General features: G+C 37.7%; 24 protein-coding genes. 2 read left to right on the forward strand and 22 right to left on the reverse strand.

What is annotated here, in order from left to right; genetic code table 11:
* Positions 1 to 173: 173 nt before the first annotated feature.
* From HCJ54_RS10260 to HCJ54_RS10335, 16 genes are all read right to left on the reverse strand, one after another.
* Positions 174 to 1,199 carry an Mrp/NBP35 family ATP-binding protein gene (locus HCJ54_RS10260; RefSeq protein ID WP_187137564.1) on the reverse strand — a complete coding sequence of 342 codons (1,026 nt, stop codon included), beginning with the start codon at positions 1,197 to 1,199 and terminating at the stop codon, positions 174 to 176.
* Between the two features lie 128 nt (positions 1,200 to 1,327).
* Positions 1,328 to 2,104 (reverse strand): Two component regulator three Y domain-containing protein, encoded by a 777-nt coding sequence (locus HCJ54_RS10265; protein ID WP_187137565.1) that lies wholly within the window; start codon positions 2,102 to 2,104, stop codon positions 1,328 to 1,330.
* Positions 2,105 to 2,118: 14 nt separating this feature from the next.
* Positions 2,119 to 2,883: a DUF6270 domain-containing protein gene (locus HCJ54_RS10270; RefSeq protein ID WP_342354463.1), complete on the reverse strand. Its 765-nt coding sequence runs from the start codon at positions 2,881 to 2,883 to the stop codon at positions 2,119 to 2,121.
* Positions 2,880 to 3,908, reverse strand: a complete 1,029-nt coding sequence (locus HCJ54_RS10275; RefSeq protein ID WP_187137566.1) for an O-antigen ligase family protein — start codon at positions 3,906 to 3,908, stop codon at positions 2,880 to 2,882. The genes HCJ54_RS10270 and HCJ54_RS10275 overlap by 4 nt, the downstream gene beginning before the upstream one ends.
* A 402-nt stretch (positions 3,909 to 4,310) precedes the next feature.
* A complete protein-coding gene (locus HCJ54_RS10280) occupies positions 4,311 to 5,009 on the reverse strand; it encodes a CpsD/CapB family tyrosine-protein kinase (protein ID WP_187137567.1) in 699 nt (232 codons plus the stop codon).
* A gap of 17 nt (positions 5,010 to 5,026) precedes the next feature.
* On the reverse strand, positions 5,027 to 5,698 hold the full coding sequence (locus tag HCJ54_RS10285; RefSeq protein WP_187137568.1) for a YveK family protein: 672 nt from the start codon (positions 5,696 to 5,698) through the stop codon (positions 5,027 to 5,029).
* 34 nt (positions 5,699 to 5,732) lie between these two features.
* Positions 5,733 to 6,872, reverse strand: coding sequence for a glycosyltransferase family 4 protein (locus HCJ54_RS10290; protein ID WP_187137569.1), 1,140 nt, complete (start codon positions 6,870 to 6,872; stop codon positions 5,733 to 5,735).
* 50 nt (positions 6,873 to 6,922) lie between these two features.
* Positions 6,923 to 8,140, reverse strand: a complete 1,218-nt coding sequence (locus HCJ54_RS10295; RefSeq protein ID WP_187137570.1) for a glycosyltransferase — start codon at positions 8,138 to 8,140, stop codon at positions 6,923 to 6,925.
* A gap of 15 nt (positions 8,141 to 8,155) precedes the next feature.
* Positions 8,156 to 9,661, reverse strand: a complete 1,506-nt coding sequence (gene murJ / locus HCJ54_RS10300) for a murein biosynthesis integral membrane protein MurJ (protein WP_187137571.1) — start codon at positions 9,659 to 9,661, stop codon at positions 8,156 to 8,158.
* Between the two features lie 48 nt (positions 9,662 to 9,709).
* Complete coding sequence (locus tag HCJ54_RS10305) at positions 9,710 to 10,408, reverse strand: acetyltransferase (protein ID WP_187137572.1); 699 nt, start codon at positions 10,406 to 10,408, stop codon at positions 9,710 to 9,712.
* A complete protein-coding gene (locus HCJ54_RS10310) occupies positions 10,362 to 10,976 on the reverse strand; it encodes a sugar transferase (protein WP_187137573.1) in 615 nt (204 codons plus the stop codon). The genes HCJ54_RS10305 and HCJ54_RS10310 overlap by 47 nt, the downstream gene beginning before the upstream one ends.
* A complete protein-coding gene (locus HCJ54_RS10315) occupies positions 10,942 to 12,267 on the reverse strand; it encodes a UDP-glucose dehydrogenase family protein (protein ID WP_187137574.1) in 1,326 nt (441 codons plus the stop codon). The genes HCJ54_RS10310 and HCJ54_RS10315 overlap by 35 nt, the downstream gene beginning before the upstream one ends.
* A complete protein-coding gene (locus tag HCJ54_RS10320) occupies positions 12,264 to 13,511 on the reverse strand; it encodes a glycosyltransferase family 4 protein (RefSeq protein WP_187137575.1) in 1,248 nt (415 codons plus the stop codon). Before HCJ54_RS10320 ends, HCJ54_RS10315 begins: the two co-directional genes overlap by 4 nt.
* 14 nt (positions 13,512 to 13,525) lie before the next feature.
* Positions 13,526 to 14,032 carry a DUF4352 domain-containing protein gene (locus HCJ54_RS10325; RefSeq protein ID WP_185409312.1) on the reverse strand — a complete coding sequence of 169 codons (507 nt, stop codon included), beginning with the start codon at positions 14,030 to 14,032 and terminating at the stop codon, positions 13,526 to 13,528.
* Positions 14,033 to 14,073: 41 nt separating this feature from the next.
* The gene (locus tag HCJ54_RS10330) at positions 14,074 to 14,751 is read right to left on the reverse strand and encodes a Crp/Fnr family transcriptional regulator (RefSeq protein ID WP_187137576.1); all 678 of its coding nucleotides are present in this window, start codon (positions 14,749 to 14,751) and stop codon (positions 14,074 to 14,076) included.
* Positions 14,752 to 14,790: 39 nt separating this feature from the next.
* Complete coding sequence (locus HCJ54_RS10335; protein ID WP_036067250.1) at positions 14,791 to 15,441, reverse strand: helix-turn-helix domain-containing protein; 651 nt, start codon at positions 15,439 to 15,441, stop codon at positions 14,791 to 14,793.
* Between the two features lie 545 nt (positions 15,442 to 15,986).
* Between HCJ54_RS10335 and HCJ54_RS10340 the strand changes: the two genes are divergently transcribed.
* Complete coding sequence (locus HCJ54_RS10340) at positions 15,987 to 16,688, forward strand: Crp/Fnr family transcriptional regulator (RefSeq protein ID WP_185409314.1); 702 nt, start codon at positions 15,987 to 15,989, stop codon at positions 16,686 to 16,688.
* Positions 16,689 to 16,883: 195 nt separating this feature from the next.
* The gene (locus HCJ54_RS10345; protein WP_036061193.1) at positions 16,884 to 17,084 is read left to right on the forward strand and encodes a cold-shock protein; all 201 of its coding nucleotides are present in this window, start codon (positions 16,884 to 16,886) and stop codon (positions 17,082 to 17,084) included.
* Between the two features lie 96 nt (positions 17,085 to 17,180).
* Here the strand turns inward: HCJ54_RS10345 and HCJ54_RS10350 are convergent, their stop codons facing one another.
* From HCJ54_RS10350 to HCJ54_RS10375, 6 genes are all read right to left on the reverse strand, one after another.
* On the reverse strand, positions 17,181 to 19,070 hold the full coding sequence (locus HCJ54_RS10350) for an LTA synthase family protein (RefSeq protein ID WP_187137577.1): 1,890 nt from the start codon (positions 19,068 to 19,070) through the stop codon (positions 17,181 to 17,183).
* A 204-nt stretch (positions 19,071 to 19,274) separates the two neighbouring features.
* On the reverse strand, positions 19,275 to 19,703 hold the full coding sequence (locus tag HCJ54_RS10355; RefSeq protein ID WP_185409316.1) for a DUF3284 domain-containing protein: 429 nt from the start codon (positions 19,701 to 19,703) through the stop codon (positions 19,275 to 19,277).
* A 14-nt stretch (positions 19,704 to 19,717) separates the two neighbouring features.
* Positions 19,718 to 19,894, reverse strand: a complete 177-nt coding sequence (locus HCJ54_RS10360; RefSeq protein ID WP_065427921.1) for a DUF3188 domain-containing protein — start codon at positions 19,892 to 19,894, stop codon at positions 19,718 to 19,720.
* A 2-nt stretch (positions 19,895 to 19,896) separates the two neighbouring features.
* Positions 19,897 to 20,118, reverse strand: coding sequence for a hypothetical protein (locus HCJ54_RS10365; RefSeq protein WP_036067252.1), 222 nt, complete (start codon positions 20,116 to 20,118; stop codon positions 19,897 to 19,899).
* A gap of 235 nt (positions 20,119 to 20,353) precedes the next feature.
* Complete coding sequence (locus HCJ54_RS10370) at positions 20,354 to 21,715, reverse strand: PTS sugar transporter subunit IIC (protein WP_185409317.1); 1,362 nt, start codon at positions 21,713 to 21,715, stop codon at positions 20,354 to 20,356.
* Between the two features lie 483 nt (positions 21,716 to 22,198).
* Complete coding sequence (locus tag HCJ54_RS10375; RefSeq protein WP_187137578.1) at positions 22,199 to 23,533, reverse strand: 6-phospho-beta-glucosidase; 1,335 nt, start codon at positions 23,531 to 23,533, stop codon at positions 22,199 to 22,201.
* Between the last annotated feature and the right edge of the window lie 99 nt (positions 23,534 to 23,632).

Genomic DNA, 23,632 nt, shown 5'->3' on the forward strand with positions numbered 1-23,632 from the left:
CCGTCCTGTGATTCTTACCCGAAAACATTGCTGTCTTCTTGGTTTTATCTTTGTTTCTGTTCAGTTTTCAAAGGTCAATCTCTCATGCTGCGTTTTGCGTTATGCGCATCAGCAACGTTTATAAATATACCAACTATTTATCCATTCGTCAATACTTTTTTGCATATTTTTCATTATAAATAGTGATTTATTTTTTCAGCCAGTGTTAAAAAGCGTTTTCCTTGCCTTGTACTTTCATCGTAAATGCCTGATAGATAGCCATTTTCATTTTGAATTGGTTGCTCAATAGGGAATTTCTCAAGTAACTCAACTTTCAGCTCATTCGCTACTTTTTCTCCACCACCTCGACCAAATAAATACACTTCTCGGCCATCTGCATCTTGATAATAAGATAAGTTCTCAATTACACCTAAAATGTGGTGTTCGTTTTTCTTTGCCATAATTCCAGCTCTCGCCGCTACAGTTGCTGCTGCTTGATGCGGTGTTGTAATAATCAATTCATTACATGTGGGCAATAATGTGTGTATGTCTAAAGCCACGTCGCCTGTTCCTGGTGGAAGGTCTATGATTAAATAATCTGGAGAATTCCAGTCTACATCTTCTAAGAACATCTTAATCATTTTTCCAAGCATTGGTCCACGCCATATAACTGGTTCACCCTCGTCCACAAATGACTCCATCGAGACCAACTGCACTCCATATGTTGTAACAGGGATAATTCGGTCATTCTTGGTTTGAGGACTCTCAGATGTTCCTAACAATGCTGGTAAGCTAAAACCATAGATATCTGCATCCAGTAGTCCTACCTTCTTGCCTAAGCGCTTCAATGACACAGCTAGATTTGCCGCTACTGTAGACTTTCCTACTCCACCCTTTCCACTCGCCACAGCAATGAACTGTGTTTTGCTTTCTGGAGACAGGATATTATTTCGTGCTTCCAATAATTTAGCTACTGTTTGCGTTGGTAGGTAGCTTAGTTCTATTTGGATTTCTTCACAGCCAAATTGCCCTAGTAGTTCCTGTATATTGGCAGTAAATACATCTGTTTGTTGCTCTGGATCAGCTAGTGCAATCTGAATATCCACACTATTATTAGTAACATCCACTCCAATTATTCCATCTGTTTCAAGCAACGTCGCCTCCAAAACTGGATCAGACACGCGATGTAATAGTTTGGTAATCTGCTGTTCGTTTAACATAAAAATAGAACCCCCTGTATATCCCGCGCCCTCTTTTTAAGCGCTTTCTTAATTATAACATGAGGCCGGTAGATTTCGCGAAACATTTGCCCAATTAAAATAATGAAGCTGGCAAAATCCCGAGTAATTTACGCTTTTTTTGTAGTTTCTAGTAAAATTTCAGCTAGCGTTTTTGTTAGGAATGGGGGGAAAAATAGGCTTACTTCTTGGTGAATTTTATATTCACATATATCTAAAACTATCGGATATCCTTCGTTCATTAAGTCTTCAACTAACATTTCAATATGCTCTTCATAAGTATGCTCTTTATTAGAAAAATGTAAATATACTTTTGGTAACATTCCTTGCGTATCCTTTAATTGCCTTGTTAGCAATTCATTTAGAATATCGATTTGCCTCTGATCCGTGCTACCCATGATGCTTTTTAAAACTGGTGCTTTTTCGGGGATATCGCTTAAATAATTTCCTAGTTTATACTGTGGTGCACCACTAATAATGTAATCCGCACCCTTTTTCATCCCGAAATATAAGCTGGCAAAACCACCTTTACTTGTGCCTACAAAAATCATTTTTTCTGACTGTAGCTTAGTTTTAAACGTATCAATGATACTCTCGACTGCTTCCATAATTTTGAAATCGCCATTTTCGGCTAAATAATAGGCTCCTCGTTTATCAAATCCGAAATTATCCAATATAAAAAGCTTATTGGCGCGGATATCTTTTAGCGTTCTTAAATAATTATAGGTCGCCTTCATTCCGGTTCGAGGAAATGCGCTAAAAATGATGATGAGAGGTACATCTTTTTGCGTACTTTTTTCTAAAATATAATTTAATTTTTGCCCATTTGGCGCCTTGTATGTGCGGCTCCTCCATTTGAAATATATTTTTACAATTAGTTTCTTCATTAACGATCCTCCAATTATTTTGTTAGTTCTCGTATTTTATCCAGCATACTTCGATAATAACCGCTCTCGTAATGGGATACGGAATGACCAAATGGATAGCTCGTGTCGCCGATATAACCACTATTTCTCATATCTAAAACTTTTGCTTTCGGAAAAACTTGCATAAACAACGTATTTAATTCATTCCAAAATCGATTGTATTCATCAAGCGTCTCTGGTGTGTTATATGGGACCTTCTTTTTTTGCGCATCATAGTAAAAACTTGTTAGTTCGCATACATTCAATATGATCTGTTCTTCACGGATGTAGCAAAGCAGTTGTTTTCGATATCGATGTAAGGAAGTAAGCCAAACGTTCTTGAAATGCTGTTTATTTTTATGATCCAGCATCTTGACGAAGCGAATATCATTCAGAATTCTGCTCTGCTCAAGTATAGGTGAAATGGTGATCGCCTGTTTTTCTGAAATAAATCCGATATTTTTCAATGCATCCGAATAGAGGTCAATTAATAGGTAGTCTGGATTCGTTTCTGCTATTCTTTCAAAAAACCTTTTCTCAAAATCTTCGCGGACAAATCGTTTCTTTTCATTAGGTATATCCTCGTACTCGCTTATATCCATTGTCACTACATCGGTCATGGTAGCTATAATAGACGAATGAAATTGTGTCATAACACATGCAAAATGAGACTTATATGTCGGATTAAAATATGGAGCCGAACTTAAAAAATTACGACTAAAACAACTGCCAAACACGGCTATTTTTTTCACTTGTGTCACTTTATCAATTCCACCTCTCCATTTTTCTCCCGCTGTAGCAAATTGATAATCGCCAAGCCCACTCCGAGCGCAATCCAAATGACGCGCATTTCAAAAATACTACTGCTCCCAACAGAAATTCCAATAAACCCTACTAGGATTACCATTGGCATAGCGGCCTTTAAAGACCGGTTTTTCAAATAGCCTCGTACCGCCCAATAAACAAAATATAGGAAGAATATAAGAACAGGAATAAAACCTAGCAAACCGATATCCGATATGATTGTCAACCAAAAGTTGTGCGCCGCCATTGTTTGTGAGCCTGACAAATCAATATTAGCAGTTCCATATAGAGCATCGAAAACATAGCGAGGCGTCATTCCAAGCCCAACACCTAGGAAATGATGATCTTGACATAGCTGGATAACAAATTTATAAATGAACATCCGGTCTTGCGTCGACTCCCCTTTTCCCGTGAATGATTCCACTAGTTGAGAGGTCTCCCCTGAACTCGCAAAACTTGAGTAAATCACTTTACAAAACAATGCAGTAATTCCTCCAAATATAGCGATCAGGAAATATTGAATTCGCAAAACTTTGAAAAGAACAAGAAAAACGATACATGCCCACCCTAAAAAGCCCGTTCTAGAATGTGATTCGATAACTAGGAAAGTGACAGCTACGAGCATAATTAACCAAATGAGTTGATGGCTTTTTTTCTTGGAAGTCAGGAGATATAGCGATGCTAGTCCAAAATAAATAACGAGATATGAGGCATAGTCATTCGTATTGATTAACCATCCAGTAGGTCTCGAATCTGCGTAATTCAGCAAGCTCCCCGCTGAGAAGCGCAGATGTTTCCCAGATAAAGCTTCATATAAGCCAATGCCTATTGAAATAATATAATTCCAAGTCACCCACATAAGTACTTGGCGCAATTTTGCCCATGAGGTGATGTAATAAGCACATATAAAAATTAAATAGCTGATTTCAAATTGAAAATAAAGCGCATTTAAACTCAGCATAACGTCTGCTGACCAAATCATTGCTATAGCTGCATACAAAAACCAACCAATCAAACAAAGAAGTGGTATCTTAAGAAACTTGATCGTAGTGAAATCTTTTTTTGAGCAAATAAATCCAACGATATGGACAGCTAGCAAAATTCTGAACAAAAATATATTAGGCATTTGAGGGAAAGATGCATATGGTCCCCAAAAACCCGACATCAACACTGCTAAAAACAGACCGTACATCCATTTATTAACAGACACCTTATTAATGTATATTATCCCAACAATGATGATAGGTACAATGAGTAATATCGGATAAAATGGGCTTAGAATACTTAAAATAATTATTAAAAATATTATTATCCTTGGCACACTGACTAATTTAGATGATATATTTCTCATGTTTTCTATCATATACACTACTTCCTAAATTTATTAATAATAATTATATGACGCTAATTGTTTATTATTGTAGCGCTTGTTGTTTAGTACCGCTCCTAGAATATTAGCATCCACTTGCTCTAGTAATTCTTTGGATTTCAGTACATCTTGTTCCGTTGTTGCTAAACTATTAATCAACAAAATGGCACCATCACTTTCCGCCGCTACAACTCTTGCGTCTGTAAACAAATTAACTGGAGGACAATCTAATAAAATCAGGTCAAACTCTTCTTTCAGATCCTCTAACAATTGTTTAAACTCCTCGGAGCGAAGTAACTCTAGCGGGTTCGGTGGCAAAGTTCCAATCGGTAGAAAAGACAAGTATTTATTCTCTAATGGAATAACAGCTTCTTCAAAAGTCACCATGTCTACTAAAATATTCGATAAACCTGGCATTAATTTTGTTTTAAATTGTTTTGTGATTTTTGGGTTGTAGAAATCCACGTCAATCAATAATGTTTTTTGCTTATATAATGCAGATGTATTCGCATAATTTGTAATGAAAAAAGATTTTCCTTCTCCTTTATTTGCAGATGTAACTGCGATGGTTTGAATACGCCCAGCTCTTTTTTCCATGAATTGAATATTCGTTTGAATAGAACTAAATTTTTCGTATGCTACTGAATTTTTTTGCATAGTCATTTCATTGCCAGTCGTGATAATCGTTTCTGCTGCTCTTCGTTTAGTAAACATTTAGCCAGTCCTTTCGCTTAGAGCTCTGTGCTCTTAAATTTAGGTACATCTCCGAGAAATGGTAAGCCCATACTTTCTAACTGATCTTTATTTTGAATCGTTGTATCTAAAGCACATAGTATGAATAATAAGGTGCAACTTAGCATCAGACCAACCATTACAGCTAATATATACGTAGAGTTATTGCTAGGTGCACTTGGCTCAGATGCTTTTTCTAGAACAGTCACTGTCGTTCCTTTAAAAATTTTCGGAATTTCTTTGCTCACCACATCGACCATAGCAGACGAAACTTTTATGACTTGATCTTTATCCAGATTTGTATAGTTTATCGTCATAACTAGCGAATTCTCATTGGATACTATTTTTGTATCGCTGGCTAATGTGCTAGAAGAATCCGTTGTCTTTACTTTATCTTTCACCAAATCCATGATCTTTCCACTTTGTAAAACGGAGGTGAACGTGTTAATTAATTGAATATTGTTCCGAACGCCGTCTGATGTTTGTGTTTTGGTGTCCGTCTGCTCAATATTGAAAAGCACTTGAAAGGAAGAGGTATACTGTGGCTTCGCAATATAATTGTTATACGTATATACACTGGCTACCGATAAACAAATAATCAAGAGCATCCAGATAAAATTCCCCTTAAATGTTTTCCATAAATTACTTACCGTGAGATTCTTAATTTTCATTGTAGGTTCTCCTTGTCATTAGTAAGATGGGCTACTAACCTTCGCTCGAATAAATTGATGATAATTTCTCTCCTTCACGTTCCCAATTATAAAATCGATTAAAAGCTTCCTTACCGTTTTCTCCAAATTGTTTATTTTTTTCCGGGTTAGCCATATAAAAATCAATGATATCGTATAATGCGTCATAGTCCTCTGGATCACTTGTCTTTCCGCAATCATGCTCCGTTAACATCTTCGTGAAATCCGGAAAATCTGATGCGACAATTGGTAACCCTGCCGCCATATATTCAAAAAGCTTCGTGGAATGCGAATTAAGATTATTCGGTGTCGGGTGTAGTAAACATAAACCTACGTGAGCAGCTTGATAATGCGCCCAAATGTCTTTGTACTGCATTCTGCCATGTAGTTCGATATTGTCGCTCAAATGGTTTTCTACGATAAATTGCTGAACCCTCACTTCATCTGTAAAAATAGGCCCTATGAGTTTTAATTGAAACGCTTGAATGCCCCTATCTTTTACCTTCTTGGCTAACTGCAACATGTTAAACAACCCACGCTGCTCTGTTAACACACCTACATAAATCATCGTAAACACATTATCTTTCACAACAAGTTCATTCAAATTTGGGAAGGTCGGGTAATTTAATACGTCTACTTTATTTAGAGTGAGTTCTTCGTAATTATCCTTATACGACAGCTCTGCAAAAATAACGGTGTCGCAATATTTCATCCATTTTTTCTCGAAATATGCTACCACTTGGGAGAATATTGGTCGAATAATTCGAGGTAGCCATTGCTTCGTCCTAATAGCAGCAGGAAGGTGCTCATGCATATCATACGTGATTTTTATTTCATTTTTTAATTTCTTTTTCAAAGCTCTTGCAGTAAGCAACAACTCTGGGTCATGAAAGTGGAAATAGGTCGCATCCGACTGAACCATCTCTTTATACAAGAAGCGCCAATGTATAAATCGCTTGTAACGTTTTTGCGGTTTCAAATAATGCATCGTTAAATTCGGTATATTTATTTTTTCGCCAGGGTGGTCTAGTGCATAAAAGTCCACTTGGAAGCCTTGGTTTGCTAGGGTTTGTGCTTCTTTAAAATAAATTCTTGTGTCACTCCACACATGTACAGAGCTAGCCATCATTATTTTTTTGGGGTTTCTATTGTGCAAAAAAATCTAATCCTCCTAAAGTATACAAATGTAGAGCGTACACACTGTTATTATTTTTTCATACATCGTAGTGCTAGTTGGTCGTTCAAACGGTCAATATTAAATTCAGCATCAATTTTCTCTCTTGCTTGTAATGAGACTGGTAGCCATTGTTCTGGGTTATCTCTAATTTCTAAGACTTTTTGGATAGTCTCTTGGACAGCGCCCTCGGGTACAAGCCAACCATTTTTATTGTTTGTGATTAATTCTGGGATGCCACTATGTTCTGTTGAAATAATCAATTTACCTCGACCCATCGCTTCCATTAGAACAACTGGAATACCTTCTTTATCTCCATTTGCTGCAGTTTTACTCAGCTGCATCATAATATCAGCTTTCTCGATCGCTTTGTTTATTTCTACTTGCGATTGCCAACCGAGTAAAGTTACTTCATTCGAAAGGTTAGCTTGTTTGATTTGACTCTCCAATTGTTGACGTAGTTCACCCTCTCCAATAATTTCTAGAGATACGTCTACACCACTCGCCTTCAACGCTTCCATCACCTCGATCGTAACATCCATACCTTTTTTCTCCGTTAGTCGACCAATTGAGAGGAATTTCATGGTGGATTCCATTGGAGCTGGTGATATAAGACTAAATTCAGCTAAGTTAATTCCCATATGATGCACTTTTATATTGGAAGCATCTGCACCCATTTTGATGAGTTTACTTGAAAAAAGTTGGCTGACTGGAAGTAGCGTAATATCAGAGGCAAACAGCGAATCATAGACCGCTATACCTTGTCGTTTCGTAAATGAGGTTAAATCATGCCCGTGAAAAAATACCATTGTTTGTTCTGGTAATAAACCTTGGTCTTTTAGAAATGAAGCAATGCTACCATTCGGACCATAATGGCAGATCACAGCATCACCAGCCTCTCTTTCTAAAAAGTAAGGCAAGGCATACAGGAATCGGAATGTGAAAATCATCTTACCGTATTTCTTATAATTGAAAGCGCTGAAAGTTGTTTTTGGTGATGTAAAAACGGATGTCAAGAACAAGCCTATTCCACCAAACAATCGCTTCCATCGGCTACTTGGAAAGTTTAAAAATCTTGTTTTATCAAGCAAGTTGTACGCTGCAATCGAAGCATGATTTTCTTTATTCTCGACTTTGTTCCAAGCTAGTATTTCTACTTCAATACCTCGATCGATAAAGCCAGTTATTTGATTTAATATGAATGTCTCAGATAGTTTTGGAAATGAGGATATGAAAAACAATACTTTCAAGCTATATAACATCCTTTATAAATTATTTTTGTTGTTATTCAAAAAGTAGTAGATATATTTTCTTTGCGTTAACAGTACGCATAGCCCATAAACGATTACGCCAATACCGATATAAATCAGCAAATCTATCAACATATTATTAATGTGAATCAGCTTCATCGCTCCCCAAATGCTAGCGCACATAATAAGTGAATTCATAATGATAATCATGTGTTGCCTCACCATACTTCTTAATCTCAAGCCAATTTTTTTTCGTAAATCGCGGTAGCCCAGAGCGACAGAAATAATTGCCGCAAGTAAAGGGGACAGCATAATAGCATACACACCGATCGTAAAGGAACCGATAACTAAGAAGACAATTTGGATAACAATCACAATCAATGAATTTTTAACGGGGGTTTTCGTATCACCCATGCTATAGAATGCTTTAAACAAAAACTCTCGAACCACAACAAATGGTAACGCTAGACTTAGAAAAATTAGAAACTGCCAAACAATTATTGTAGATTCATGTGTGAAGTTGCCTCGCTCAAACAGCAATTTAATCACAATACCACCAAGCATGATCATGCCACTTATCATCGGGATAACAAGTATATTGGAGCCATTGATGAAATAAATTAGCTTTTCTTTCGCCTCTGCGATATTTTTATTGAAACTTCTTGTCAATGTCGGATACAGCATCGAGATCAAGTTAATAATGATCAGTGTTTGCATAATGCTAATTATTTGATTGGCATACACCATTGTCGAGATATACCCTTCTCCAAAAAAACGAGCTAATATATTCGGCAATATAACTGTTACCTGATAAATAACAGAACTGAGTGTCACCGGTAATGTTAGTTTCATAAGATTTCGAAATTCCGGATGTTTCCATTTAAACATGGCTTGATATTTGTACTGTTCATTTCGGTTACTAAAAATTAGGAGAGTGCATTCCACAACATAGGAAAGTCCGATACATATCGCCGCTTCGATAATGCTTATATCCGGTGTGAAAATTATATAAATATAACTCAATAGCGCCGAAACTAAAGCAGCTAATTTCACGACGACGAATTTACCATCCATTTGTAAAAATGCTGTCTGTATCGCAGAAATTAATCGGGTATACTGCGCAATTCCTAGAATAAAGGTCAGTAAGAATGTCAAAGTCTGAAAGTTAAATCCATCGCCTTGACCAAAACCGTAGAAGTAGATACTGCCACCCAGAAAATAAAGAAGCAATACAACATACGTAATTCCTAAAACCGCCGTGATATACGAATTCAGTACATTTCTATGTTCATGATTGTTCTTCATCTTCGCTAAAAAAGGGATAAGTACTGTGGCAACGGATGGCCCCATAATGTTTATCAGACAAACCATTGCCGTATTAGCAAAATTAAAAGCATCCATTTCATTACTTATGCCAAAATGGGTTGCCAGTGCAGTGGTTCTTAATAGAGAAATAACCTGCACTACCATCGTTAAAATAATGATCACGGAAAATGTTTGGTAAAATTTAATGCGTTTCAATAATTTCTACTGGGGCACTTTTCTTCATTTCCCATTCGCCTTCTTTCATTATCTGACTGCCGTTCGTTCCCTCGTATAACGCATAACTTTCGCTGGGGAACCATATGCAATGCAATTGGATGGTATATCCTTAAGAACCAAAGATCCAGCTCCAATTGTGGTACCCTCACCTATCGTGACACCTTGTACAACTGTAGTTCCAGCTCCAACAAATGCTCCTCTTTCTACCGTAACAGCGCCACATAACGTGGTGTTCGGCGATATCGAAACAAAATCTTCCAGACTGTTTTTATGTTCAATAATACTAGCTGAATTAATGATGACGTGATTTCTGATCTGTGCAGCACTATGAATGGTGGCGTGGGGTAATACCGCTACTCCGGCTCCTAGTATCACATTATTATCAACAAAGGCAGTTGGGTGAATAATCGTAGCGTATCGGCATGCGATTAAACCTAACCGTTTTGAAATATCTTGACGTATTTCACCATTGCCAATCGCAATAAAGTAATAAACTTGCTCAAGATGTACTAATTCTTTTATAAATGAAAGGGGGGCACAAAAAATGTCATGTTCTAAATTCACCTTGTGATACTTATCGTCACAAAAGCCGATCACTTGGTACTCCCCGTGATGTACAGCAGCCTGACTTATGACCTGTCCAAGTCCACCTGCACCAATGATTACTAACTTCTTTTTACTACCTAGTGTTATTCCCAGTAAATCTTTCTGAATTAATAAATCCATCCTGTTTCACACCCTCATGTATCAAGACTTTATATACCGTTAAAAACAGTATTTTTATATCCAACTTAAGCGATTGGTTTTCGACATACTGAACATCTAATCTGAATTTCTCATTCCATGTAATCGAATTTCTACCATTTACTTGCGCTAAGCCACTGATTCCCGGTTTCACGTCCAAGCGCTTTCGTTGTGCTTTGGAATAGAGCGGAATATATTCCACAGTCAATGGACGTGGCCCAATCAAACTCATGTTGCCCTTTAAAACATTTAATAGTTGCGGCAGTTCATCTAAGCTAAGTCCGCGGATAATGTTGCCAAACTTAGTAATGCGCTCGTTATCTGGTAATAAGCAATTATCTTCATCGTAGATTTCTCGCATCGTTTTAAATTTATAGATGACAAATGGCTTACCATGAATGCCCGCTCGAATGGATGCATAAATTGGATTTCCTCGGAAATATAGTGCCAGTATGAGATAAAGGAAACACATCGGCAAAAGTAATAAAACAAGGAGTACTAAAGACAAACTGAAATCAATACACCGTTTCGTAATTTTTGTTCTTCTCATACGTTCCGTCTCCTATAGCATAATATTCTATCCCTGCATCCAACATTTTTTCTGTGTCAAAACATAGACGGCCATCAAAAATAACTGCTTGCTTCATACGCGCTACACATTCATTCAGATCCATTTGTGTGATTTCTTGCCATTCCGTAACTACAAAGGCACCATCCGTTTGCGCGACTGCTTCCTCAGCTGTATTACAGAAAATAACGCGATCTCCTAAAACTCGTTGTGCATTTTCCATGGCTACTGGGTCGTATGTCTTCACTGTCGCCCCTTCGTCCAATAGCATTTCGATGATAGAAAGCGCCGCAGCTTCTCGAATATCATCCGTATTCGGTTTAAAAGCGAGACCCAACACAGCGAACGTTAAATTCTTCAAATCTCCATAATAAGCTCTGGCTCGGTTCACTAACTTCTGATGCTGCATTGTATTAACCCAGATGACCGATTTCAATAAATGAAAATCATAATCCACATCCCCAGCGATTTGAAGCAAAGCTGCTGTATCTTTCGGGAAACATGAACCGCCGTAACCAATACCGGCTTGTAAAAATGCGCTACCAATTCGTTTATCCATCCCCATACCCGCGCTAACCTCACGAATATCCGCACCCGTTTTTTCACAAATATTAGCAATTTCATTAATAAAACTGATCTTTGTTGCTAAAAAAGCATTGGATGCATACTTGATCATTTCTGCACTTTCTAAAGCTGTTGTGTATATTGGTATGTTAAAGTTTCCATTTACTTCTGCCATCGTGCGAAGCGCCACTTTATTATCGGCTCCTAGCACAATACGATCTCCATAAAACACATCACGGATCGCAACACCTTCCCTTAAAAACTCGGGGTTGGATACAATACTTACTTTATGAGGCGTCTGCTCTTGAATAAATGTTTGTAGATATCGGTTTGTTCCGACTGGGACCGTACTTTTAACAACAATAATCATTTCTTTTGTCATTGTCTTAGCTACATCGGTTGCAGCCGCTTTTATATACTCCAGATTGGCAGAACCGTCTTCTTTTTGTGGCGTTCCCACAGCTAAATAAATGATGTCGCATTCATGCATAGCTCGTTGTAAATCCGTTTTAAATGATAGTCTGCCATTATTTATATTCTGTTCCATTAGTTCTTCAATACCCGGTTCATAGATTGGTGAAATCGATTTTTGAAGTTGTTCGATTTTGTACGCATCAATATCTACGCAACAAACTTGATGCCCAATTTCCGCTAAAGCAACACCTGTAACTAACCCAACATAACCCGTTCCAATAACTACTATATTCAATTTAAATTGCTCCTCTCAAGCGATCTTAATAAAATCATTTCTACTTTATCTGCTAACTTTTCAGCGCTGTAATGTTCCTCGGCAATATTTCTGATTTTGGATTGCTGTGCTCTTAATTCTGTTCGCTGATTCTGTAATTCTATCAATTTCTCTGCTAATTCTTCAGGTTCTGCCGGATCAACATAGTAGCCAATATCATATTTCTGCACGATGTCTTTTGTCCAACCATCAGAATTCACGATGATTGGTCTTCCTGCTGCTAACGAATCAAAAAACTTATTAGGTGAATTAGTTGCTAAAATCGGTAGCGGTTTGAAACACGTCATAGTAATATCAGCTAAACTTGTAAAAATCGGGACATCTTTCCTTGAAACATGACCACTAAAAATGACATTTGTAAGGCGGTGCTTCGCGCAGAATTTTTCTAATCTAGGCTTGCTTTTTCCATCGCCGCCAATAATGATCTTAATTTCGTCTTGTTTCCTATCTTGTAATATTTTAGCGGCTTCAACGATATAATCGAGACCGTTCGCTTCTCCCATCGCACCTAAATGCAACATAATGAATGCATCTTTCAAGCTAAATCTTTCCGCTAATGTCCTTTTTTCCATTTTGTAGTCCTGCTCTAGATCAAACAAGGCTAAGTCTGAGAGGTTAGGAATCATCGTTATTTTTTCTGCTTGAATGCCTGTAGCCACGATACCCTCAGTCATGCCTGGCGATAGGCTGATAATATGTTCTGCCTTTTTGTACACCCTTTTTTCAAGATGTTGCAGCATTTTAATAACAAACTGGGACTTAATGGCCTTCATTTGTTTCGGTGCCTCTGGCCAAAGGTCTCTTACTTCAAAAACAAACGGAATCTTTAATTTTCTTTGTAATCTTAATGTCGGTATCGCAATAGTTAGGGGTGTAGATGTCGAAAACATAATATCCATACCCTTTAGTTCTTTACCAATTTTGTAAGCATGGTGCATGTAAGATAGAAATGACTTACTTCTTTGGACTAGCCCCATATAGTTGGAATAATCATTCTTGACCGCAATAACCTCGATACCATCCACATGATAATACTTCATATTTTTGACTTCTTTATAGGGTGTATCCCCAGTTAAAAAAGTATCTGTTGTCAGCATAGTAACTTCATGTCCGTGCTCGATTAACTTCTTTGCAAACTCATAGGATCTAGTAGATGTATAAGAGTTACGCGTTGCAAAATATTGATGGAGATATAAAATTTTCAACGATTAGACACCTCTCACTTCTTCATTTCAGCAATAATATTCCAAGCAGCTTTTTCATCGCTATCCAAAGGTTGATACATCAGTTTGTACGTATCGAAACCCTTCGGAATCTCATAGTAGCCATCGCCTTCGGAGGTTTGACCAGGTTTAATCGTATCTGCAAAATTAATCCCGCTACCCATGTAATAGTAATTCTCACCAATGTTGATAATGAAGTCATTCGCAGCCACAGTGAAATCTGTTGTTGACTTGTTTTTGATTTTGTAGTGAATCTTTATAAGTTTGTTGCCCTTCTTATTCTCTTCCGGTGAAACTTCATTGCTCACTGAAACGGGTGTAATGATTAGCTGTTTCGTTTCTTTTGCTTTATTAATATCTCCTTGCGTCTGCTCTTGTTTCTTTGTTTCATTCACCTTGCTCGTTTCTACTTTCTTCGCGGAAGTATCTCCACAGCCAACTAGTAACGTTGAGGAAACGAAAAGTGTCGTTGCCATTATTATTAATTTAGATGCTTTACTCATGTTTTAGTTGTTCCTTTTCCTTTCTTAGATCAATATATTTGTTATTCGTTCATCGTGTAGTCAAGTAAAATAAATTGTTTTGCCTTAATAGAACAAAAACCTTCTTCTTCAAGATGTTTACATATTTGTGACATGGAGTTTGTGCTGAGATTAGCGTAGTTAGCAAGATCTTTTCGAGTAAAGTATCCTGGTATTTTTGTATTTTTGCCATCTTTATAGCCATATTTATCTGCAAAATCTCTTAATATCTTTTTTAATCTTAACTTTCCTACTTGCCTCATCAATATATATTTATGGGCAATCAAAATATTATGATTATGATTATTTAAATATAGGAAAAGCCACCCTTCTTGCATGCGAAGTAGTTTTTCCATCACATCTTGTTTCGGAAATATATATACTGTAGCACTACTTATTGTCCTGACACTATCTCTATTCTTCCTTAATGAGAAGATATCATCCATCCCAATGATATCGCCTTGACTTGAAAATGATATAATTTGCTCTTTGTATTCATACGCAACTACACCCGATTCTAAGAAATAGATATTATCGTTTGGTGTGAATTCACTACAAAGCATTGTATCCTTCGGTAGCACTGTTTTGGTGTATGGAACTCGATAGGTCGGATCATCTTTCAGAAGTTCTAATAAATATTTTGAACCAAATTTATCCTCGATTGTATCTCTATTGTACAACTCAATAAATAGTGTGCTCATTTTAGTACGACTTCCTTCCAACTTGCACTACACTATCATTTAAATTACCTTCGTAATAACGATTGGTTTCAATGATATAATGCCTTGTTTCTTGAACTTGCTCAAAATTAAATTGACATATTCTCTACTAGAATTACTTAATTTCGCTAGGATCTCTTGGGTAATACAATTGGGCAAGATTCCCGTATTACTCGATGTTATGCACCAAGCTATGACCTCAAATACTCTTTGTTCTGCTGGAAGCAACATCCAGTATGATTTGATTTGATACAGTTGCTTAAACATTTCTTGTTGCGACTTAATATGATATTTCTCTGATGATCTGGACATGTTTTCAAGTTGCCTATTTAGAAACGTTTTATTCACAAGCATGATCTTGCTCTCTGATAGTGCAATTAATTTTTTTTCTGCATTCTCGTCAATGGATAACCAATCCAGATCACATGATTGATTCTTAAATAGTAGAAAGGCGTTCAGCATGCTCTTTTCTTTCGCAGGCACAGCTATTCTTTCTTCAAAATAAACAATACCTTCTAAATTGAACAAACACATGTCTGATTTACTTGAGAAATCCCATATGCAATCTCCCTTCTTAACATTGACTACGTGCATACTACTTGAATACTTATTATTCTCGTGATATTGCATCAAAATTTGTTGCAAGTCAATATCTTTTGTTATTGTAGTCATTAATGTTCACCCCGCTTGATTTTTTTCTTATGGATCAGCGCCATATGTGTATAGTATCATTGAAATGTGCTGAAAAAAATACAATACTTCTGGTTTACGAGCCTTAATATTGTACATTTTGTTACGTTATTTCAAAAAAAGCATATTTCTTCTATTGTCATTACATCACTCCTCCGGTTTTCTTGCTTTTACTTTTGGCATCTTTTGCGTATTAGTTGACTTCGAGTGTATTGTACAAAATTCTGTGCTATCCTATCTCTACAGCTACACCGCTCATTGATTTATTATTTTGCTTGTTTTAGTATATCCTTCCTTTGTTAATTACTTTTCCCGCTAAATATACATCTAGAAGCATATTGATTTATTAAATATGCTTCTAGATGTATACGAAAATATCTATATTGTTACATTTCACTATTTTTCAAGCCATTCATGAACATTTTGTTAACAACTAAATTAATACTTTTTTTCATCAAATGATCTTTCAAATATATATATTTAGGGTATTTATTCATATAGAAGAATATATTAAGGAGGCGTTCCCCTTGTATTTAAAAGAAACCATTGATAATTTTGCAACTCTATCTAATATCATAAAAATATTAAAAAAAGACGCTCAATTTAACCATCACTGTATAGAAGAACGTATTTCCCAAGGAACTGAACTGTTTTTTGATAAGCGGCGTGATTACTTTTATCTCGTTCAAAGTGGGTACGTACAGTACAGGTATGAAGGGAGTTCTGGACAAAATTTTCATTTTCTTGTTCGTCCTGGCAATTTTCCCTTCCTTCCAATATACCAAGAAGACATCCCTCATAATTCCAGAATTGAGGCGCTGACCGATGTGATCTGGTGGCGTATTGATTTCGCATTTCTAAAAAAAATGTTGCAACTTGAAGATCCTAGAAATTATATTTTAATGAGCTTTATGGCTCGTACCCGACGAGAATTGTATGCCATAGCTGTACAGGATCGTCTAAGCTCAAAGAAACGCATTTATTTTAGTCTCATTTCCCTCATCGATTTGGGCTTTCGGAAAGATTCTAATACAGTAGAACTTCCGATTTTCCTAACGTATGATCGTTTGGCCGAATTATCCAACACATCGAAAGGTTATACCTCAAAAGCATTATTAGAACTACGCGAAAATGAAATTTTAATCTCTAATAAGAAACCCTGGGTTATTACTGATGTGAAAAAATTGAAAAATTTGCTAGATGCAGATAGCCTCCCCAACTTGTTTTAAAACGCGAAGAAAGGGTATTTTAACAATCATTAATAGATTTAAGGGTATTTGTTTGCTTTATTGAGAAAAGCATGGTATATTTAACTAGACTTATTTTTGTTGGTGAAGAAATGATTAGTGAATAACTTTCCACTTCGTACCGCTAAGCAGGAATAGTAATATTATGTGCCAGTGTGCACGAGGAGGAATTTTGATATGGAAACAGGTACAGTAAAATGGTTTAACGGCGAAAAAGGTTTTGGTTTTATCGAACGCGAAAACGGTGACGATGTATTCGTACATTTCAGCGCTATCCAAGGCGAAGGCTTCAAATCTTTAGACGAAGGCCAAAAAGTTACTTTTGACGTAGAAGAAGGTCAACGTGGACCTCAAGCTGCTAACGTTGAAAAAGCGTAATTTTAGCTGATAAAAGAAACTCACTTTTGTGGGTTTCTTTTTTTGTCTACATAAATAAAAAAGACATTTCGAAAAAAATCGAAAATGTCCTTTTTATTATTTATTTTTAAATAATCTTGACTTAGTATACCCCTTGCCGCTTACTAGATCATATTCTATTAGCTTATAGTCCGCTAGATATTCTTTGGCTTTTGTGGATAATTGGTCTTCAATAATCGTTTTGTTCTTGCCATTAATGAGGACGTTTTTCTCCAACCCTTGGACTTCCTTACTCATTTCTGTAAGTAAAGCATAGTATGGAGAGACCTTGCTATCCGTTAGTTCTAGCATTTTGGGCGCGAAATAGATGGGGCTAATCGTACCGTAGTCTTCTTTTGGTAAGTCGAAGTTAGCATACATGAAGAGCGGTGTCTCGTGCATCGTTCGTTCTGTGTTTTGATTGACGATTTCTTCTGGGAACACGCTCGGCAGGTGATCTCCCCAGAAAACGACCATTGTTTTTTCTTTCATGTTATCCAACTCAGCTACAAAGTCTTTTAAAGCGTCATCGGAATATTTGATACCTTGAAGATATGTTTCGACAGTCTCTTTATTGTTTTCTGGTACGCCTTCTACACCGATTGTGTTAATATATTTATCCCAATATGTCATATGATTTTGCATTGTAACAAGATGAATGAATGTCGACGCTTTGTTCGCTTTTAGCTGATCTAGTGTTTCTTGGTATGCTGATGCATCTGAGATATATTCGCTGTCATCCAGGGATTCTGTATGCTTCATTTCATCTCGACTGATAAATTTGTTAAATTCTAGTGCATTATATACGTCTGTTCGCCGATAAAAAGATGGTTTGAACGGATGAATAGCGATTGTTTCATAGTCGCTTTGCTTTAATGAGCTGACCAGAGATGGGAAGTTTTCTTTTTGATATAGAAACATTTGATATGGTGAGGTAATCTGTGGGTTAATGTTATACATCGATAAACCAGTCAAGGCTTCAAATTCAATATTAGCTGTTCCACCGCCGTAACCTTGGGACAAACTGTATCCTGATGGGTATTTTTCCATGATTTTGCGTGTTTCAGGAATAGGGTCTGAGGATGTTGTGACACCATTCAGCCTTGTTGGGTCACTGAAGCTTTCACTCATAACATAGACAATATTCACACCGTCCATTGGTTTGTTATTACGTGTGGTATTGATTTCATCCGCTAGTTCCTGATATTTTTTAGTAATTGCTTTCATTTTTGATTCGCTGTAACCTGTTGGTGCCTCCATGATATTAGCCGTCGCGCTGTAAATGAGCCCTCCTACAAAACCGTATTGCTGATAGCTTTCTTTCGGGTCCACGTCTTTCCACTGTGCATCGATATTGTACGCCTTTCTCAACCAGTTGTCGGTATTTTGGAAGTTCGTGAGCGAGAATAAGAGTGCACCGCTAAAAACAAGTCCCACAGCACGAATAATGAGTGTTTTACGATCCCAATATTTGAAATCACGCCCGTAGTACTTAGCGGAAATTTTACGTGAATAGCGGTCAAGTATCCATGCAATCGCAACAATAACAGCGATACCGATAAATAGTAGAATAACAAGCCACGTCGACAGCATCGAGAGCATGAATCGCCATTGTGTGATCATTTCGAATTCTTGCGGATATAGAGGTTCTCCTCGTTCTAGAAATTTCTGATTATTCGCGAAGGCAACGATGAGAGATGTACCAACCAAGATCGTCGTACTAGCCCATAAATTACCGATAAGCGAGATTAAAAATAAGTAGACGAGCATTAAGACTAAAATTCCGAGTAGGAACGGAATGGGGTATGTCTGAATCATTTGTAGTGTGTCTGATAAATTAAAACCGCTGAGCGATGCATCCAGTAAAATATGTAACACGACAGATAATACAAGCCCAAATAAAACGGCTCTGAGCGACCTAACTAGATATGGGTGCTTGAGTTGTTTCCTCTTTTCTGGTGCAGTCATAATAAAAATCTCCTCTGTAGCCTGTTTTTCCCTTTTTGTCTTCCCTTGGTATTATACTATAGTGAAAAATAGAGTACAAACACCACGAGCAAGAGCAGTGAGACATGCCTCACTGCTCTTCCTCTATATCAAAAAGCGATATTTCTTATTGATGGCACTTGGGATACCACCATTATTGGGGTAATACCGCCTAATGATCCCCTTTTATTTGCTTGCTGTAACCACCGAATCCTCCATGGCTTTTAGCAAACGTGTTACCCTTTTTTTCCTTAAAAATGCGAAAATGGTACCTACCAACATATTATTCATTTTCTGCATCCACTTCTCAGCTTCAATTTCTTCTTTATATGTGACTTCACAGACATGATCACTAATTTCGGTGACCGTATAGGTTGTCCGGTGAAGGTTTACGCGACTCGTTGTTTCGAATTGGTACACATTAGGAAATTGAAACTCGGTAATCTTCGTCTCAACAGCAGCACCATTTGACATTGTTCGACGATACTTGAACCCCTTTAGCTTTTGCATCGGTAGATTTTTGCCGGTTGCTTGTTTGACATCGTAGATTACGGATTTCGCAATCGTATGAAAACACTCTTTTTGTGAGATGTATAATTTCTTGGAAACGTTCATAATACCATCTCCCTTTAGGATTTCTTATCTTTTTTCTTCTTAAGGAACACCATGAGGGCTCCTAGAATAACTACTAAAATTCCTGTAAGCATCATTGGCAAATTAGTCGAATTTCCGCCCGCTGATGGACTGAACACGATAATAATTAAGCCAATACTCATTATAAATAGTCCGTTTGCAGCACTCTTCATAATTACTCCACAGTAACCTGGAAGTAAAGAACGGCGCCAATATCCGTTGCCTTCATAACATCCTTCGCGATTCTAACCGCAGCTTCTTCATCCTCAGCAGTCGTTTCGAAATATAACTTAATTCCTTTTTCGTCCACCTTTTTAAAAGTGACACCATTTTCATTATATTTCTCCAACGTTTCAACAAAAAAATCTCGTTTCATAGGACTACTAATTACGATCATTTTCATTACCTCCTTCTACGTATTACCTCTATTATACTTTTTCGGTGTGTGGAGTGTAAAGAATCAACTAAACACGATTTCACATAATGGTCTGACATCGCCAACTCGGACGACATCAGACTAAAAATTTCAGGTGACACATCCCGATCTTGGCCTCCTGCCAAAACCAGTTCGTGTCACCAAATCTCAGCGGAACGACAGCTGCTTAGCTCCTAAGCAAAAACTCCGCTGAACATTAAGATTTCATTTCTTCTTCGGGCACGCCTACCTTATTCGCTGTAATAACGAACGGTACCCAGATTAGGAAGGCGATCACCATATTTATGAGTGATATGACTGGCGCCATCCAATCTCCTCCGGTTGCAAGGAATGAATTTATCAGCGGTGGCATTACCCATACCACAGCAATTTTAACTGGTGCAACGAGTCCGAGTGTTGTTGCAAAGTAAGCGACTGTTACCATAACCATTGGTGCAATGATAAATGGAATCAGGTAAATAGAGTTTAATACAATTGGTAAACCGAACATGATCGGTTCGTTGATATTGAATATACCAGGCCCGAGTGACAGTTTGGCCACGGTTCTTGAGTCCGCTCGTTTAGAGAACATGAGTAGGGCGATGATAAGTACAAGTGTACCACCTGAACCACCCATCCATACGTAAGCATCAAAGGAACCACGAACCCATTGGTATGGAAGATCAGATCCTGCAACACCTTTTGCTGCTTCGTTAATGTTGTTAAGTTGTGCTGTACCCCAAAGTGATTCTAGAACTGGAGCCAATACGTTTGGCCCGTGAATACCGAAGAACCATAGTAGTTGAACTAGGAATGTTACGAGTAACACTGCGCCATAACCTTGTGACAAGGCAAGTAGCGGTTCTTGAATTGTTTTAGAAATCCATGTGATAACGTCAAGGCCTGTAATTTTAACGAATGACCAGTCAATGATCGCGCAGACATAAAGAGCTACTAATGCAGGAATGATCGCTGCGAATGCTTTACTTACTGCTGGCGGTACGGAATCTGGCATTTTGATAGTGATATTGGCACGCATTAATTTTGCATAGATAATAGTAGAAATAAAACCGAATAACATGGCTGTAAACAAACCAGTACCGTTCACTTGGTTTAGATCAAGGAATCCCCAAACTGGTTGAATCATCGAAACGTCTGCTTTTGGATTAGCAGCTAAGATCGCATTTTTGATTGGATCGACAGCTACTGTTTGTGACAAGTTCATAACGAATGCTGCAAGTGAAACAAGTGCACCGGCTAGGCGGTCAACTTCATACACTTTCGATAAGTTATAACCTAATGAGACCGCGAATACTAAGGAAACGATGGCAAGTGTCGCTGCCCAAACATATCCATTGACACCGATAAGTGGTTGCATGGCTTCGACAAATCCTGTCCAACCCCATGACGTTGGGAAATCCCTGAAAAATGCATTTAAAAGAACTGCGATTGAGCCGGCCATTGTGATAGGCATTGTTGAAATGAATGCATCACGTAACGCGACTAAATGTTTTTGCGAGCCGATTTTAGCTGCAACTGGCACGAAATACTTTTCTAAAAAATTAGTTAGTCCGTTCATAATTATCCTCCCTATTTTGAAACGATTTGTGGTTACTCAGCATTCTGTAAGTTAAACGCTTTGAATGGATACCCTTTTTGTTAGCGTTTACTGCATTATGTCTGTTTCCTCTTGTTTAGAATGCGTTCAACCTCCATTCGACCTGTGAATTGCTAGGGATGTCCTCCTCTCCTATTCGTATTAAGGTTTTATGGATTCATTTAATTATATTGCAAAAAGCGTGCCAAGTTTTTTTACAAGTCTTCACGATCTGAAAGCGCTTCATACGACAAGGTTTGCTTGTGAAAACGAAGCGTTTACACACATTGAACATATCCGTGTAATCAGAAAAAAGCCTGTACACACTTGGTATGTATAGACTTTTAATTTCTATAGATGTAACTAGTTGGTAATTTTATTTCACAATTTCATTTGAAAGACGAAATTATTTTACAAGAAAATGCGCACCTTGAAAATGAAGATTTGGCGCGCACTCTTTTTATTTTAAGCGTTCACTTTTGCGAAGAATTGTGGTAGGTGTTCTTTGTGCGCTTCTAGTAGTTCATCGAGTACCGTTTGAGCGATGTCCCCACTTGGAACTAATGGGTTTAATGTGAATGCTTGGAGGGCTGTATCGTAGTCTCCTGTTACGGCTGCTTCGATTGTTAGTTCTTCCATTGCTTTCATCACTTGGAGTAGACCGCGTTGTGCTGGCGGGAACTTACCAAAATTGACTGGTTCTGCACCGTGCGCGCGGATAACACTTGTGATTTCAATAGCGCTATCGTAAGGGACGTCGTCAATTGCTCCGTTGTTACGTGTAGATACGACCATCATTGTGCCTTTATTATTGTAGATCGAATTGATGATTTCGCAAGCTGCGTCACTATAATGCGCGCCACCACGTTTAGATAGTTCTTCTGGTTTGTGATCAAGATTTGGGTCTTTGTAAAGCTCAAATAGGCTTTCTTCTAAGCGTTTTACGACTTGGCCACGGCTTCCTTCTGTTTTGAAAGCTTCCAGTTCTTCTTCTAGCATGTTGTCTGTCATGTAGTAATAGCGGTGGTATGGACATGGTAGCATTTTCAGATTGCGAACTTGTTCATATAGAAAACGCATGTTTTTGATGTTTTCGACGATTTTCTCTGGGTTTGCATCTGGTGCGTAAAGGCCTTCGATAACTTGTTCGGTCAATTCAGTGCCGTCTTTGTCAAAAATGCGGTGCCAGTGTAAGTGGTTGATACCGGCAAATTTGAAAAATAGGTCTTCTTCTGGTTTTTTCAGGACATCCGATGCACTTTTAATGGCACCAATCGGTACATTACATAGACCGATGACTTTATCCCATTTCCCATAACGAAGAACGGCTTCGGTGACCATACCAGCTGGATTTGTAAAGTTGATCAGCCATGCGTCTGGACATAATTCTTTCATGTCTTCTACAATACCTAATATAACAGGGATCGTACGGAAGGCTTTAAGCATCCCACCTGCTCCATTTGTTTCTTGACCGATGATTCCATGGCTTAATGGAATGCTTTCATCTTTGATACGTGCTTCCAGTAAGCCCACACGGAATTGTGTTGTGACGAAGTCGGCATCTTTTAAAGCTTCGCGGCGATCGAGAGTCAAATGTACTTCGCAATCAATCCCAGCTGCTTTTACCATGCGTTTTGCCATCGTGCCAACGATTTCTAATTTTTCACGGCCAGCTTCAATATCAACAAGCCATAATTCTCTGATTGGTAGTTCATCGAAGCGTTTAATAAACCCTTCTACTAGCTCTGGAGTGTAGCTTGATCCTCCACCAATGGTAACAATTTTTACGCCTTTACTCATTTTTACATACCTCCAAAAATTTTTATAAAGCGGTTGCTTGTTCTGCTCTTCTTTATTGTAGTTTATGTAATGCATTACAGGTCAAGGATTAATTCCAAA

The organism is Listeria grandensis (assembly GCF_014322885.1).
Classification (GTDB): domain Bacteria; phylum Bacillota; class Bacilli; order Lactobacillales; family Listeriaceae; genus Listeria_A; species Listeria_A grandensis.

What these genes read in the sequence shown, in the direction of transcription:
- HCJ54_RS10375 (WP_187137578.1), bottom strand. Translation starts at nt 23,533, where the DNA reads ATGAGTAAAGGCGTAAAAATTGTTACCATTGGTGGAGGATCAAGCTAC.
- HCJ54_RS10310 (WP_187137573.1), bottom strand. Translation starts at nt 10,976, where the DNA reads ATGAGAAGAACAAAAATTACGAAACGGTGTATTGATTTCAGTTTGTCT.
- HCJ54_RS10365 (WP_036067252.1), bottom strand. Translation starts at nt 20,118, where the DNA reads ATGATCGTAATTAGTAGTCCTATGAAACGAGATTTTTTTGTTGAAACG.
- HCJ54_RS10370 (WP_185409317.1), bottom strand. Translation starts at nt 21,715, where the DNA reads ATGAACGGACTAACTAATTTTTTAGAAAAGTATTTCGTGCCAGTTGCA.
- HCJ54_RS10265 (WP_187137565.1), bottom strand. Translation starts at nt 2,104, where the DNA reads ATGAAGAAACTAATTGTAAAAATATATTTCAAATGGAGGAGCCGCACA.
- HCJ54_RS10285 (WP_187137568.1), bottom strand. Translation starts at nt 5,698, where the DNA reads ATGAAAATTAAGAATCTCACGGTAAGTAATTTATGGAAAACATTTAAG.
- HCJ54_RS10360 (WP_065427921.1), bottom strand. Translation starts at nt 19,894, where the DNA reads ATGAAGAGTGCTGCAAACGGACTATTTATAATGAGTATTGGCTTAATT.
- HCJ54_RS10275 (WP_187137566.1), bottom strand. Translation starts at nt 3,908, where the DNA reads ATGATTTGGTCAGCAGACGTTATGCTGAGTTTAAATGCGCTTTATTTT.
- HCJ54_RS10355 (WP_185409316.1), bottom strand. Translation starts at nt 19,703, where the DNA reads ATGAACGTTTCCAAGAAATTATACATCTCACAAAAAGAGTGTTTTCAT.
- HCJ54_RS10335 (WP_036067250.1), bottom strand. Translation starts at nt 15,441, where the DNA reads ATGACTACAATAACAAAAGATATTGACTTGCAACAAATTTTGATGCAA.
- HCJ54_RS10260 (WP_187137564.1), bottom strand. Translation starts at nt 1,199, where the DNA reads ATGTTAAACGAACAGCAGATTACCAAACTATTACATCGCGTGTCTGAT.
- HCJ54_RS10330 (WP_187137576.1), bottom strand. Translation starts at nt 14,751, where the DNA reads ATGAGCACACTATTTATTGAGTTGTACAATAGAGATACAATCGAGGAT.
- HCJ54_RS10345 (WP_036061193.1), top strand. Translation starts at nt 16,884, where the DNA reads ATGGAAACAGGTACAGTAAAATGGTTTAACGGCGAAAAAGGTTTTGGT.
- HCJ54_RS10280 (WP_187137567.1), bottom strand. Translation starts at nt 5,009, where the DNA reads ATGTTTACTAAACGAAGAGCAGCAGAAACGATTATCACGACTGGCAAT.
- HCJ54_RS10350 (WP_187137577.1), bottom strand. Translation starts at nt 19,070, where the DNA reads ATGACTGCACCAGAAAAGAGGAAACAACTCAAGCACCCATATCTAGTT.
- HCJ54_RS10305 (WP_187137572.1), bottom strand. Translation starts at nt 10,408, where the DNA reads ATGGATTTATTAATTCAGAAAGATTTACTGGGAATAACACTAGGTAGT.
- HCJ54_RS10325 (WP_185409312.1), bottom strand. Translation starts at nt 14,032, where the DNA reads ATGAGTAAAGCATCTAAATTAATAATAATGGCAACGACACTTTTCGTT.